Source organism: Cystobacter fuscus (assembly GCF_002305875.1).
GTDB lineage: Bacteria > Myxococcota > Myxococcia > Myxococcales > Myxococcaceae > Cystobacter > Cystobacter fuscus_A.
In genome coordinates this window covers 5,106,270-5,119,315 of sequence record NZ_CP022098.1, presented here as the reverse complement: position 1 = coordinate 5,119,315, position 13,046 = coordinate 5,106,270, and the positions used below count along the sequence as shown (strand labels likewise).

Genomic DNA, 13,046 nt, shown 5'->3' with positions numbered 1-13,046 from the left:
TGCATCCGTGAATCCGACGGCGGGGTTTGTTCTCCAACCCCAATCCAGGCCGATTTCCGTCACAAGCCACGCTCTGGTGACGGATTCCGCCGCTCTTTACTGTCTGGACATCATGACGAACTCAACGACACCTCGTCGCCGCGTTCTGGTGGTTGGACTCGGCATCAGCGGTATCGCCACGGCCATCCGGCTTCACAAGCTCGGCTGGGAGCCCGTGCTCATCGAACGGGCTCCCGAGCGCCGCAAAGGCGGCTACTTCATTGGCCTGTTCGGTACCGGCAAGGCCTCGGCCGAGCGGCTCGGCGCGATGAAGACCCTGGTCGATCGAAGGTCCCCGCGGATGCAGTCCTACGAGGTCGACCGGGCCAATCATCGGTACAAGGGCATGTCCTTCGTGGACGTGCCCGGCGAGCCTCGCCCGTTGCTGCGCGGCGACATGGAGAACTCCTTGTTCTCCGCGTTGCCCGAGGAAGTGGAGCTCCGCTTCTCGACGGTCCCCACCCGGTTCGAGCAGGACGGGCGCGGGGTCGACGTCACACTGGCTCACACGAAGAGCGGCACGACCACGACCGAACGCTTCGACCTCGTGGTGGGCGCTGACGGCATGCGCTCGACCGTCCGTCAGCTCGTCTTTGGTCCGCATGAGGACTTCTTCTACCCGCTCAACTACATGATTGGTGCCTGCGTCCTGCGCAACCCCGTGCCGGGCTACGCCACGCACGAAGGACTGGTCCTGGCCGAGGCGGGACGGTCGGCGTGGGTGTTTCCCTTCGCGAATCACAACCCCACCGTGCTCTTCTCCTACCGCGTCGAGGACGTGGCCGCGCAGTTCCGCCGCCCCCCCATCGAGTCACTGCGCGAGGCGTATGGACCGGAAAAGACGGGGCCCGTGCTGGGTTATCTGCTCGACGAGTTCGAGGCCGCGGACGAGTATCTGTTCGACTCGACCAATCAGGTGCACATGAAGAGCTGGCACAAGGGGCGGGTCGTGCTGGTGGGCGATTCCGCGTGGTGCTTGACCCTGTACTCGGGCATGGGCGCCTCGTCCGGGATGGCCGGGGGTGAGCTTCTGGGCAACATGCTGGAGAAATATCCAGACGACGTGGAGCTCGCATTGTCCCAGTGGGAGGCGAAGCTGCGCCCGTTCATCTCGAACATGCAGCTCCACGGGATGAAGATGAGACAGTTCTTCACTCCGTCCAACGAGGCTCAGCGATTCCTTCGCGGGGCGACCATGCGCCTCATGAACAATCGTCTGACGGGCCCGCTCGCCAGAAAAATCATCCAGGGCAACAAGGAGACGATGCTCGACATCGTCGCGCAGTAACGCGGTCGACGCCCCGCCTTCGGCACCGGCCCGACATGTCCAGTCGACTGGGGCAGTGTCTGGCACCACTCTGGGTGGAGAGCGGACGTCATGGGTGGGCTAGACCGCTGCGTTTGTCGGCGTCTGCTCTCGCGCCGCTCGCCGGAACAGCATGGCGGATGCGAGCCACAGCGTGGCGAAGAAGCCCGTCAGCAGCAGCAGATCGATCGGCCAGCTCGGAGCACCGGCGCCAGCGCCGCCGATCAGTGCGATGAGGGCCACCACCACCTGGGCGAGCGCCATTGCGAACAAATCGCGCGCCATGCCAGCCGGCTGGAAGCGCGCGATGATGGCACCGATGACGCCAACGGCGAGCACTCCGCCAAACATCAGGTTGGCGTCATTGTCCTCGCTCCCGATGATCCCGACGGCGGCGTTCATCCAGACGAGGAGAAACATGCCCGCGAGCGCAATGCCAACGGCGGCGCGGTAGGCGGCGCTGCCAGTCTTCCTCGCCAGCAGCTCATAGGTGCCACCGACGCCGAGCAGGAGCGCGCCGAAGAACGCGAAGTCGGCCCCGTCCCACTTCACCTCATCGGTGAACTGCATCGCGACCAGCGGCAGCAGCAGCAGCGCCCCGGCGCAGGCCCAAGCGAAGATCCGCAGGCGAGGCGTGCGCTGCCCGCGACCATGTTCATAGACGTCTGCCATGTCCGTGCCTCCGTGAATACTGGCAAAAGCTAATCCGCCCCATGCCGCGGATGGAAGCGATGCTTCGGAGGAAAACCCGTGCAGAACCTGTGCAGGCCATACCATCGGCCTTCAACCGACGTGGTCCGGTTCGACCACGCAGCCCCGCGGAACAGGAACGCTGCCGCTCCGGGACAGCGGCGGACAGCTTTGTCCTCGTTTTCATCATGTGCCCTCAGTGTGCCCCTCTGGCGTCTCTAGCCCAGAGCGGCGCGTGGCTGGGGGATGGGCCGATCCAGTTCCTGCACTGCGTATCGATTGGGAGATATATCTGCTCATTGCGGTGGTGCAGGAGTATTGATCTCAGGCAGTCCACACGATCTGCCTGACTCCCACGAAGAACACCGCCGAGGACCCCTATCTCGAGTGCGTGTACTCGGACTGCAATGCACTCGCTTCTCCCCCCGTCCCGCTCCCGTGCTCCGCTGGCCCGCTCGACACTCATCAAGATAGAAGGCCCTGGCGGAGCGCATCCGGACCCTGGGCCCCGAGGACGTTGGCGCGCGCTTCGACAGTCTGTTCGTGCGGCTGCCCGACGGCACGGTCCGCAGCCGCCCCGAGAGCTTCGATGGCACGAAGGCGCCAGGCGTCTTCGTCCCCCGGGGCGTCACCCTCGACGAGGACATGCGCCGCCGGTTGCTGGCCTCCTATGACGTGCTCTCCTGGTACGGGCCCGCCTTCCACGTCCGCGTCACGGACACCTTCGTCACGCTGCCCGAGGGGCCCATCATCCTCTACTGGCCCGAGCGCCCCACCTGGGTCCACGACGCCGAACCCGGCCTCATGGTCACCGAGCTGGAGTACTTCACCACCAGCACGCCCCAAAACAACGGCAAGCTGGGACAGAACCTGCTCGAGGACCGCACGGCGATCACCACGCTGCTGGACGACGTGGGCCGCTACACCGAGCACATCGGCGACATCGTGAAGGTGCAGCAGAACTACGCCCGCACGCCCCGGTTGCAGGAGCCCGTGCACATGGTAGGGCTGGTGGAGGACGCGCTGCGCATCAACGCCGCCGGTCTCACCCGCCATCAGGTGAAGGTGGTGCGCCAGCTGGCCGACCTGCCTCCGGTGCTCACCGACAAGCACAAGACGCTGATGATCCTGGTCAACCTGGTGAGCAACGCCAAGTACGCCATGGACGCGGTGCCTCCCACCGAGCGGGTGCTCACCGTGAAGCTGGAGCGTACCGGGAACGAGCAGGTGCGCATCCAGATGCATGACAACGGCATGGGCATCGCCCCGGAGATGCTCACCCGCATCTTCCAGTACGGCTTCACCACCCGGCAGGAGGGGCATGGCTTCGGCCTGCACTCCAGCGCCCTGGCGGCCCAGGATATGGGGGGAACGCTCACCGTCCACAGCGAGGGACCTGGACACGGGGCCACCTTCACCCTGGAACTGCCCTACCTCGCGGCGCCTCCACAGGCGACTTGAGGGCGGCTTGAGCTTCAACACCACGCGCTCTGGGGCGGCCCTCGCGCAGGGGCCAGGTGCGCACTCGCCGGGGGCAACGAGGGTCGTGCAGGTGATGATCCTCCACCCGGGCAACCTCCCCGGCGCGGCCCGCGCCCTCCTGCCCGCGCTTCCGAACGAGGTCTCGCGCGTGGCGAACGATGGGCTCGTGGGGCTCCGCGTGCCCCAGTGACCGCGAGGGCCGCCTTCCCCGCCACTCCAGTCAAGGATCCTTCTCGGGAGAAAGGGGGCCCACGCGGGGCTCCTTCCGCCTGGTCTCGGGGGGGAACGTCCTGGGCTCGGGCATGAGCGGAATCTCCAGGGTGGCCGTGGTCCCCTTGCCGGGCCCCTCGCTCTCCAGCGTCAGACGCCCTCCCAGCATCTTCGCCGCCAGCGAGCTCGAGTGCAGGCCGAAGCCGTGGCCGTCCTTGCGCGTGGTGAAACCATGCGTGAAGAGCTTGCCGAGGATCTCCGGCGCGAGGCCCACGCCACTGTCCGTCACCTGGATGCGTGCCCACCCATCGTCCGTGGTGAGCCGCACGAGCAGGTGCCGCTGCTGCTCGGGCATGGCGTCCATGGCGTACTTGGCGTTGGCGACGAGGTTGACGAGGATCTGCATCACCTTGTGCTTGTCATGCCACATCCGGGGCAGGCGGGCGAACTCGCGGGTGAGGGTGATGCCGTGGCGCTGGAGCGAGGTGTACTGGATGCGCAGGGTGTCGTCGACGAGCTGCGCCAGATCGCACTCCTCGGTGAGCAGCGGCGTCTTCGCGTAGGTCTGCTGCACCTGGACGATGGCCCGGATGTGCTCCAGGTGCCGGTTCATGGCGTCCAGGTTCTCCTGCAGGTTCGTCTGCTCATGGATGAGTTCGGCGGCGAGCGCGGACAGGTAGTCGGGCAGGCGGCTCCCCCGGGGATCCTTCGTGAGGAAGTCCATCAGCGTTTCGCGGTGCTCCTCGAGCAGCGCGGCCACCTGCCGCACCCGGACGACCCGCGACGCGCCCACCGCGTGACGCGTCGTCTCGAGGTTGACGACGGCGCTGGTGAGCACGTTGCCCACGTTGTGCAGCACGTTGGAGGCGATCTCGGACATGCCCGCCGCGCGTGCCATTCCCACCAGCCGGGCCTGGGCCTCCTTGAGCTCGTGCGTGCGCTCGTCCACGCGCCGCTCCAGCTCGTCGTTGGCGTCGCGCAGGGCGGCCTGGGCCTGCTTGATGTCGGCGTAGAGCCGCGCGTTCTCGATGGAGATGGCGGCCTGGGAGGCGATGTGCACGAGCAGCGTGAGGCGGGCCGGGGTGAAGGCATCCGCGGTGAGGCTGTTCTCCAGATAGAGCACGCCGACGAGCTCCTCCTGGCGCAGCAGCGGCAGGCAGAGCACCGCCTTGGCCCGGCCGTGCTCGAAGTAGCCGTCGGAGGCGTAGGGATGGGGCCGGGAGGCATCCCCGATGAGCACGTGCTCGCGCGTGCGCTTGACGTAGGTGAGGAGCGACCAGGGCAGCTCGTGGGTGGAGTTGTCTTCCGGAAGCACCACGGCGCCGCCCTCCGCCACGTTGGAGAGGGCCACCAGCCGCAGCTTGTTGCCGTGCGGGCGCAGCAGGGCGCCGCGCTGGGCGCCGGCGTTCTCCATGGCCACCCGCAGCAGCGTGGACACCAGCTGCTCCAGGTCTATCTCCCCGGAGATGGCCTGTTGGGCCTTCACCACGGTGAGCGCATCGAGATGAGTCGAGGTCGTATCGGAGGCCGCGCGGTCCTGGGCGCTCGCCGTACCCGAGAGCGTGGGCCACTGGTCCTCCAGGTGCTGGACCTTGCCGTGGGCCCCCCACGTCCGGTACGCATCCCGCGCCTCGCGGGCGTAGCCCAGGGCGATGGTCTTGACCCCCCGCTTGCGCCAGAAGCGCGCCGCGAGCTCGTTGGCGAGCGCGGCGTTCTGGAGGAAGCCGTGCTCGCGCGCCGAGTGGATCGCCGCATCGTAGGCGTGCATCGCCTCGTCCCACTGGTCCTGGCGCTGGGCGAGCTCGGCGGCGGCCATCCGCTCGGCCGCGCGGAAGTTGCCGGGGCTGTGCTCCGCCCACTCCCCGAGCTGTCGCTGGTGCCGCCGCATGGCCTCGAGGTAGTCCCGCCGTGCTTCGGGCGCCGCGTCCTCGCAGCGGCCGGACAGGGCCAACGCGCTGTAGAGGTGGAAGTCCGCCAGCTGGATGTGGCCGAGCGAGGACCAGAGGAGCTCCTGGGCCCTGGCCGATGCTTGACATGCCTCCTCGTACCGGCCGCACATGACGCGCGACTGCATCTTGAGGGTCCAGTACCAGCACACCACGGTGCTCATGTGCGGTGTCGACGACAGCCCCGCCTCGAAGGACTCCTCGTCGAAGTCCTCTCCGTTCAGCGACTCGAAGGACGCTGACAGGCCGCGCAGCTGCTGTATGTAGCGCTGGGTGCACTGGATGATTTGCTGGACGCCATGGAAGTTGGCCTTGCGCACGAAGTCCATGCGCGCGACCGACTCCTGGTGGATCTCGTCCAGGGGGTGCCCGAGGGCGAGGCGATCCGTGACGATGTGGTTGCAGCAGTATCCGGCGGTCTGGAAATCACCCGCCGGAACGGCCTGCTGAAAGGCATTGCGGATGTACTCCAGCGAGAGGGTGAGCGGCTGGGTCCAGACGCTGAGGAGCTCCATCGAGTAGAGGATCCTCGCCCGGGAGGTGGTGTAGCCGTGGCGCTCGACGAGGGCGAGGGCCAGCTCGCCGAAGGCATAGCCCTCCCGGTACCGCCCGAACAGGCTGCCCAGCGTGATGCCGTACCACGCATACCCAGTCGTGATGGCCTCGCTGTTGCCGTGGCGCAGGGAGAGGGAGAGCATCCTGCACAGGTACAGGACGAGCAGGTTGACATCCGTGGCGAGCGCGGGCGTGAACAGGGCGGAGAGGGCACTCATCATCGCCTGGATGTCCGGGTCCGTCATGAGCGGCAGCTCGAGGAGGCTCGCGATGGGGCGCTCCCCCAACAGGGTCCACACCTCCGCGTTGGCGGCCTCCACTTCCTCCCGGGAGGGATGGGGGGGCATGGGCATGCCCAGCGAGGTCAGGCACTCCAGCAGACAGTCCACGGCGGGCTGGGTTTCGCTGGCGGCCATGTGGATGTCGCTCAGCAACACGGACACCGACGCCAGCTGCGCGGGGGTGCGCGCCCGGGGGCGGAGCGCCTCCACGAGTTGGCGCGCCCCGTCCGTGTTGCCGCTCATGAACTCGCTCATCGCCCGCTGGAAGCTCAGCTGGAAGGCCAGCGCGTGCTCGCGCTCCCAGGGGTCCGGCAGCAGCGAGAGGGCCGCGGTGAAGTAGGTGATGGCCGAGCGGTGCGCGGTCGAGGCCTGCGCCTTCCTGCCCGCCTCGGCGTTGAGCAGCGCGACCTGGTGGCGCTCCCCGGGGAGCACGAGCAGCTCGGCCCCGGCGTTGAGCTGGTTCACCACGTCGAAGATCTTCTCGCGCACTTCCTCCGGGGGCAGGCTCGCCAGCAGCAGGCGGCCGATGCGCAGGTGGATGGCCTTGCGCTCCTCCTCGGGAATGAGGGCGTGGGCCGCCTGCTGGATGCGATCGTGGAGGAATCGGTATTGCTCCTGGCCCGTCCGCATCAACAGGCCTTCCTGGAGCGCGGGCTCGAGCTCCCGCTCCACCTCGTCCTCCGCTCTGTCGGAGATGATGGCCAGGGTGCGCTTCGGGAAGGCATTGCCCGCGCACGCCGCCAGGCGCAGCAGGTGTTGGGTCTGCTCGGGGAGCTGTCGCAGCCGGCCCACCAGGAAGTCGACGACGTTGTCGGAGTAGGCCCGGGCCCGGATGCCCTGCTCATCCCAGTGCCAGCGGCCCTCGGGCGTGCGGGTCAGCAGCCCGTCCTGATTGAGCGTCCGCATGAGCTGGAGGAAGAAGAAGGGGTTGCCTCCGGTCTTCTGGTGCACCAGGGCCGAGAGCGGCTCGATGACCTCCTGCTCCGCGCCCGGGAGCGCATCGGTGATGATCTGCCGCAGTTGTTCCTGGCTCAGCGGCTCGAGCCGGAGCTCGGCCACCCACGCGCCGCCCTTGCGCAGCTCCGTCCGTGTCAGCATCAGCGGGTGGGAGGGGCTGACCTCGTTGTCGCGGTAGGCGCCGATCATCAACAGCGGCGGGGTGTCCGGGTGGGTGAAGAGGTGCTGGATGAGCCGGAGGCTGGCCCCGTCGGCCCACTGCAGGTCATCCAGGAAGATGACGAGCGGATGCGCGGGGGTGGAGAGCACCCCGAGAAAGCGCTGGAAGACCCAGTCGAAGCGATGTTGTGACTCGGCGGGGGTGAACGCTGGGAGCGCCGGCTGCTTGCCCACGATGAGCTCGAGCTGGGGGACCAGATCCACGAGGAGCTGCCCGCTTCCCTCCCACGCCTCACAGAGCTGTTGGCGCCAGGCCTCGAGCTCCGCGTCGGTGCCGGCCAGCAACTGGCGCACCAGGCCCCGGATGGCCTGGGCCAGGGTGGCGTAGGGGATGTCCCGCTGGAACTGGTCGAACTTGCCGTCGAGGAAGAGGCCTCGCCGCTGCACGACGGGCCGGTACAGCTCGTGCACCACCGCGGACTTGCCGATGCCGGAATAGCCGCTGATCAGCACCAGCTCCGGATGCCCGCCCCGGCCAATCCGCTCGAAGGCCTGGAGCAGCGTGTCCACCTGCGCTTCGCGCCCATAGAGCCGCTGGGGCATCTGGAAGTGGGTGGGGATGTCGTGCTCGCCCAGGGGAAACGGCTCGAGCTCGCCCCGGCCGAGCGCCTCCTGGCAGCGCAGCAGGTCCGCCTTCAACCCGTCGGCGCCCTGGTAGCGCTCCTCGGCCACCTTGGCCAGCAGCTTCATCACGATGGCGGACAAGCAGGGGGCAATGGCCGGGATGCGCTCGTGCGGCGCTCTCGGGGTCTGCGCCATGTGGGCGTGGAACCACTCGAGCGCATCGCGCCCATGGAAGGGCAGAGTGCCGGTGAGCAGCTCGTAGAAGGTCACTCCCAGGGAGTAGAGGTCGGTGCGGTAGTCCACCGAGCGGTTCATCCGCCCGGTCTGCTCCGGGGACATATAGGCGAGGGTCCCCTCGATGAGCCCGGCGGAGACCGCCTCCACGTGCTCCACGCTCTGGACGGTGGCGCTCCCGAAGTCGACGATGCGCGTCTCGCCCGAGGGCAGGCGGATGATGTTGGAGGGCTTGAGATCCTTGTGGATGACGCCGCGGCGGTGGATGTCCGTGAGCGTTGACGCCAGGGAGATGGCCAGCTCGAGGAAGCGCTCCACGCCGAGCGGAGTCCCCGCCGTGTCGGACAGGGCGGCTCCGCCTTCACCTTCCATCAGGAGCACCGGCCGCTCGCCGCTCAGCTCGAAGCCCAGGACCCGGGGGACGCCGCGCACCTCGCTCAGCCGCTGCAGGACGGCGTACTCGCGGCGGTAGTCGTCGCGCTCGCGCACGCCGGGGTGCGCGGACATGGGCATCTTGACGATGACGGGCAGGCGGTCGGAATCGCGCACCGCGCGATACAGGATATTCGTGCCCGTCGACTTGAGTTTGTCGATCAGCGTGTAGCCAGGAATGCCGACCATAGGAAGAGTGTCCACCTTGGTTGAGCCCACGCTCCCCACGAGCCGGAGGGCGACCTTTCGCAACTCACGGCCGGGGGCGCTTGGTGCCAGCACGCTTCACCGGGGCTCCCAGGGGTGCTGCTCTCGTATTATCGAGAAATGATACTGGGTACAGCGGAAATAGACGAGCGACAACCCACCAGCCCGGAGAGATCGAGGTGCCCGGGGGGCCAGCCACGTAGCGTGACCACGAACGATCGGCTCCTCGAGGGCTCTTCGCCCTCGGTCCGCGTCGCATAGGACCCTTCGTCACATCCGCCGGGACGGCCTTCCATCGGGAGAAAGCCCTGGCCCGGCGAAGGCGGTCAGGGGGACAGGCCATGCAAATGCCGTGTCATCAGGCATGTGCATCACCAATCATCCAGATGTAGGGGGAGTTCTCCGTAATGCGTGCCAATACCGTGACCTATTCCCACCCGCGTGAGGAGGTCGTGAACTTCCGTGCGGGCGATGGCAAGCCATTGAATCTCATCCGGGTCCGAGGCTCTCGCGCTCCAGTCAAGGGGCCCGTGATCCTCGTGCATGGCGCCGGCGTGCGCGCCAACATCTTCCGTGCCCCCATTCCGCGGACGCTCGTCGATACCCTCGTCGCCGATGGCTACGATGTCTGGCTGGAGAACTGGCGGGCCAGCATCGACGTCGCGCCCAACGAGTGGACGTTCGATCAGGCGGCCGTCCATGACCACCCCAAGGCCATCGAGACGATCGTCCAGAAGACGGGCTGGAACGAGGTCAAGGCCATCGTCCATTGCCAGGGCGCGACGAGCTTCATCCTCTCGGCGGTCGCCGGGCTGCTGCCCCAGGTGAAGCTGATCATCAGCAACGCCGTCTCCCTGCACCCGGTGATGTCGCGCGCCACGTGCCTCAAGCTGAGCCAACTCGTCCCCCTGCTCTCACGGTGGACGTCCTACCTCAATCCCCAGTGGGGCCTTGGCTCCAGGGGCCTGCTCCCCCAGACCCTCACCCTCATGGCGCGAGCCACCCATCACGAGTGCGACAACACCGTGTGCAAGATGGTGAGCGTCATCTACGGCCTGGGCCATCCCACGCTCTGGAGTCACGAGAACCTCAATCCGCAAACCCATGAATGGGTGAAGCAGGAGTTCGCCCAGGTGCCCCTCTCCTTCTTCCGGCAGATGCTCGAGAGCCTGCGCGCGGGCTACACCATTCCCGTCGAGGGCTACCGGGAGCTGCCCCACGACGTGGCCCTGCGCCGCCCCCAGACGGAGGCCCGGTTCGTCTTCATGACCGGCCGGAACAACCGGTGCTTCCTCGCCGAGAGCCAGCAGCGCTCCTACGAGATCATGTCCCGCTACCGGCGTGGCTACCACTCGCTGCACGTGGTGCCGGGCTACGGCCACCTCGATGTCTTCATGGGCAAGCACGCGCCCAGGGACGTCTTCCCCCTCATCCAGGCCGAGCTGAACCGGCCTGTCCGGGAGCACTCATGATGCTGGACGAACATCGGGAAATCCAGGACTCCGCCCCCGAGCTCTTCTTCCGCGAGACCATGTCGGGAGGGCTGTCACTGGGAGCCACGAACCCCCGCCAGGGCGCCGCCCGGGGCCGGCGCACGCCCTTCACCTTCCACGCCACCATCCTCGTGGACGACGTGGAGGCCTTCATCGAGAAACCGGAGCACTCGGCCCGGCTCCTGGCCCATGCCTCCTATTCGCCCTTGGGCCAGGAACTGCTCGTGAAGCGGGGGCGCTTCAACCTGTTCCGGCCCGGAGACGCACCGGGGATCCGGTTGATGACCTATGGCCTGCCCTTCGTGAGCGGAGAGCGCGCGTATTACCTGTCGGGCACCAAGACCGTCCATGACGACCATGGCTGGGACCTGTGGCGCGACACCACCCGGCTCTCCTGCCAGCTCCACGAGGGCGAGGACGAGCGCGGCCGGATCGTGGGCGCGGGAGTGCTCTCGCTGGGGCTCCGGGACGTGCTCGCGCTCGTGGCCTCCATGGGTTCCCGCCTCCCGGAGCCCATGGGCCTCCAGGCCCGGCTGCGCTTTGGCGAGTTCTTCCTCGGCTCCCTCTGGCGGCTCTACGCCCCCAAGGTGCTGGCCCTCTGGAACGAAGGCGCCCCTTCCACCCCTCCACCCCCGCGAATGGAATCCCCATGAATCCAAGACAACAACGACGAGAACATTTCGATGTCATCATCGTGGGGTCTGGCTTTGGCGGCTCGGTGATGGCCTGGCGCCTGGCCGAGGCGGGCCTGCGCGTCTGCGTCCTGGAGCGGGGCAAGGCCTATCCCCCCGGCTCGTTCCCGCGCAGCCCCTATGGCATGCGCCGCAACTTCTGGGACCCCCACCAGGGGCTCCATGGGCTCTTCAACATCTGGTCCTTCCCCGGGCTCGCGGGCGTGGTGTCGAGCGGACTCGGCGGGGGCTCGCTCATCTACGCCAACGTGCTGCTGCGCAAGGACGAGAAGACCTTCGTGCGCGAGTCTCCCCGCCACGGGGGCTACGAGTACTGGCCCGTCAACCGCGAGGAGCTGGAGTCGCACTACGACGCCGTGGAGAAGATGCTCGGCGCCCAGCGCTACCCGTTCGATCAGGAGCCCTACCGCCACACCGCCAAGACGATCGCGATGAAGCTCGCCGCCGAGCGCATGGGGCTGAAGGCCGACTGGGAGCTGCCCCCGCTCGCGGTGACGTTCGGCAACCCCGGACAGCCCTCCATCCCGGGCGAGCCCATCCACGAGCCGCATGGGAACCTGCACGGACGCACGCGCCTGACGTGCCGGCTGTGCGGCGAGTGCGACATCGGCTGCAACTACGGCAGCAAGAACACGCTCGACTACACGTACCTGTCGGCCGCCAGGCGGGCCGGGGCGGAGCTGCGCACGCGCTGCGAGGTGCGCTCCTTCTGGCATGAGCGCGACGGCTATGGCGTCGAGTACCTGGACCATTCCCAGGCCCAGGAGGGCGAGCCTCCCCAGGAGCCCCTGTCCAACCAGCCGGGCAGGGTCATCACGGCGGACAAGCTCGTGCTGTCGGCGGGCACCTTCGGCACCACGTATCTGCTGCTCAAGAGCCAGGCGTCGCTGCCGGGGCTCAGCACCCGGCTCGGCACGCAGTTCAGCGGCAATGGCGACCTGGTGTCCTTCGTCTCCAAGTGCGTCCAGCGGGGCAACCGTGGCTACGAGCCCCGCCTGCTCGATGGGGGCCATGGCCCGGTCATCACCAGCAGCCTGTACATTCGCGACGCGGCCCAGGGGGGCACCGGCCGTGGCTTCTACATCCAGGACGCCGGCTACCCGGAGTTCGTCAACTGGCTCCACGAGGGACTCAACCAGGTCGCCCTCACACGCCGCCTCGCCCGGCTGGGGATCCGGCTCGCCCAGGGCTGGCTGGGGTTGAACAAGGACACCGACGTGAGCGCGGAGATCGGCGATGCGATCGGCGACTGCGTGGGCTCCTCCAGCTCGCTGCCGCTGCTCGCCATGGGCCGGGATATGCCCACCGGGCACATGTCCCTCAACGAGGCGGGCATGCTGACGGTCGACTGGAAGATGCGCGACTCGTCTGACTACTTCCAGCGCGTGCGGCGCACCATGGCCCGGGTGGCCCGCGTGCTCGGGGGGAAGTTCATCCAGTACCCGCTCGGCATGCTCAGCCGCATCATCGTCGCGCATCCGCTCGGGGGCTGCCCCATGGGCCGCTCCGTGGCCGACGGCGTGGTGGACTCCCATGGCGAGGTCTTCAACCACCCCGGCCTCTACGTGGCGGATGGCTCGGTGCTGCCGGGCCCCACGGGCGTCAACCCGAGCCTCACCATCGCGGCGCTCGCCGATCGTTTCGCCGAGCACCTCATCGAGCACTCGCGCCACCCCACCCGCTCCCGCGTCTCCGGGCGCGAGCAGCCGGTGGCCCTCCACTGAAGGGAGGCGGCGCCC

The 13,046-nt window shown here is 67.8% G+C and carries 7 protein-coding genes and 1 pseudogene; 6 read left to right on the top strand and 2 right to left on the bottom strand.

Annotation, left to right across the window (positions count from 1 at the left end):
- Window positions 1–112 precede the first annotated feature (112 nt).
- Window positions 113–1,327, top strand: coding sequence for an FAD-dependent monooxygenase (locus CYFUS_RS21030; protein WP_157758552.1), 1,215 nt, complete (start codon window positions 113–115; stop codon window positions 1,325–1,327).
- A gap of 99 nt (window positions 1,328–1,426) precedes the next feature.
- Here the strand turns inward: CYFUS_RS21030 and CYFUS_RS21025 are convergent, their stop codons facing one another.
- Window positions 1,427–2,017 (bottom strand): hypothetical protein, encoded by a 591-nt coding sequence (locus CYFUS_RS21025; RefSeq protein WP_232537687.1) that lies wholly within the window; start codon window positions 2,015–2,017, stop codon window positions 1,427–1,429.
- A gap of 873 nt (window positions 2,018–2,890) precedes the next feature.
- Between CYFUS_RS21025 and CYFUS_RS21020 the strand changes: the two are divergent.
- Both CYFUS_RS21020 and CYFUS_RS50730 read left to right on the top strand, forming a co-directional pair.
- A pseudogene (locus CYFUS_RS21020) lies at window positions 2,891–3,496 on the top strand (sensor histidine kinase); the annotation flags it as partial.
- Window positions 3,497–3,503: 7 nt separating this feature from the next.
- Window positions 3,504–3,707 carry a hypothetical protein gene (locus CYFUS_RS50730; protein WP_157758551.1) on the top strand — a complete coding sequence of 68 codons (204 nt, stop codon included), beginning with the start codon at window positions 3,504–3,506 and terminating at the stop codon, window positions 3,705–3,707.
- 30 nt (window positions 3,708–3,737) lie between these two features.
- Here the strand turns inward: CYFUS_RS50730 and CYFUS_RS21015 are convergent, their stop codons facing one another.
- Window positions 3,738–9,104, bottom strand: coding sequence for a trifunctional serine/threonine-protein kinase/ATP-binding protein/sensor histidine kinase (locus CYFUS_RS21015; protein WP_095986851.1), 5,367 nt, complete (start codon window positions 9,102–9,104; stop codon window positions 3,738–3,740).
- A gap of 425 nt (window positions 9,105–9,529) precedes the next feature.
- Between CYFUS_RS21015 and CYFUS_RS21010 the strand changes: the two genes are divergently transcribed.
- Genes CYFUS_RS21010 through CYFUS_RS21000 form a run of 3 tightly spaced genes read left to right on the top strand, consistent with a single transcriptional unit; the run spans window position 9,530 to window position 13,031 of the window.
- Window positions 9,530–10,594 carry an esterase gene (locus tag CYFUS_RS21010; protein ID WP_095986850.1) on the top strand — a complete coding sequence of 355 codons (1,065 nt, stop codon included), beginning with the start codon at window positions 9,530–9,532 and terminating at the stop codon, window positions 10,592–10,594.
- Entirely contained in the window at window positions 10,591–11,268 is a 678-nt protein-coding gene (locus tag CYFUS_RS21005; RefSeq protein WP_095986849.1) for a hypothetical protein, read from the top strand. Before CYFUS_RS21010 ends, CYFUS_RS21005 begins: the two co-directional genes overlap by 4 nt.
- Window positions 11,265–13,031: a GMC oxidoreductase gene (locus CYFUS_RS21000; protein ID WP_095986848.1), complete on the top strand. Its 1,767-nt coding sequence runs from the start codon at window positions 11,265–11,267 to the stop codon at window positions 13,029–13,031. The genes CYFUS_RS21005 and CYFUS_RS21000 overlap by 4 nt, the downstream gene beginning before the upstream one ends.
- The last annotated feature ends 15 nt before the right edge of the window (window positions 13,032–13,046 follow it).

Bases quoted from the DNA above. Each gene is read 5' to 3' on its own strand.
- CYFUS_RS21030 (WP_157758552.1), top strand. From the start codon at position 113: ATGACGAACTCAACGACACCTCGTCGCCGCGTTCTGGTGGTTGGACTC.
- CYFUS_RS21025 (WP_232537687.1), bottom strand. From the start codon at position 2,017: ATGGCAGACGTCTATGAACATGGTCGCGGGCAGCGCACGCCTCGCCTG.
- CYFUS_RS21015 (WP_095986851.1), bottom strand. From the start codon at position 9,104: ATGGTCGGCATTCCTGGCTACACGCTGATCGACAAACTCAAGTCGACG.
- CYFUS_RS21010 (WP_095986850.1), top strand. From the start codon at position 9,530: ATGCGTGCCAATACCGTGACCTATTCCCACCCGCGTGAGGAGGTCGTG.
- CYFUS_RS21005 (WP_095986849.1), top strand. From the start codon at position 10,591: ATGATGCTGGACGAACATCGGGAAATCCAGGACTCCGCCCCCGAGCTC.
- CYFUS_RS21000 (WP_095986848.1), top strand. From the start codon at position 11,265: ATGAATCCAAGACAACAACGACGAGAACATTTCGATGTCATCATCGTG.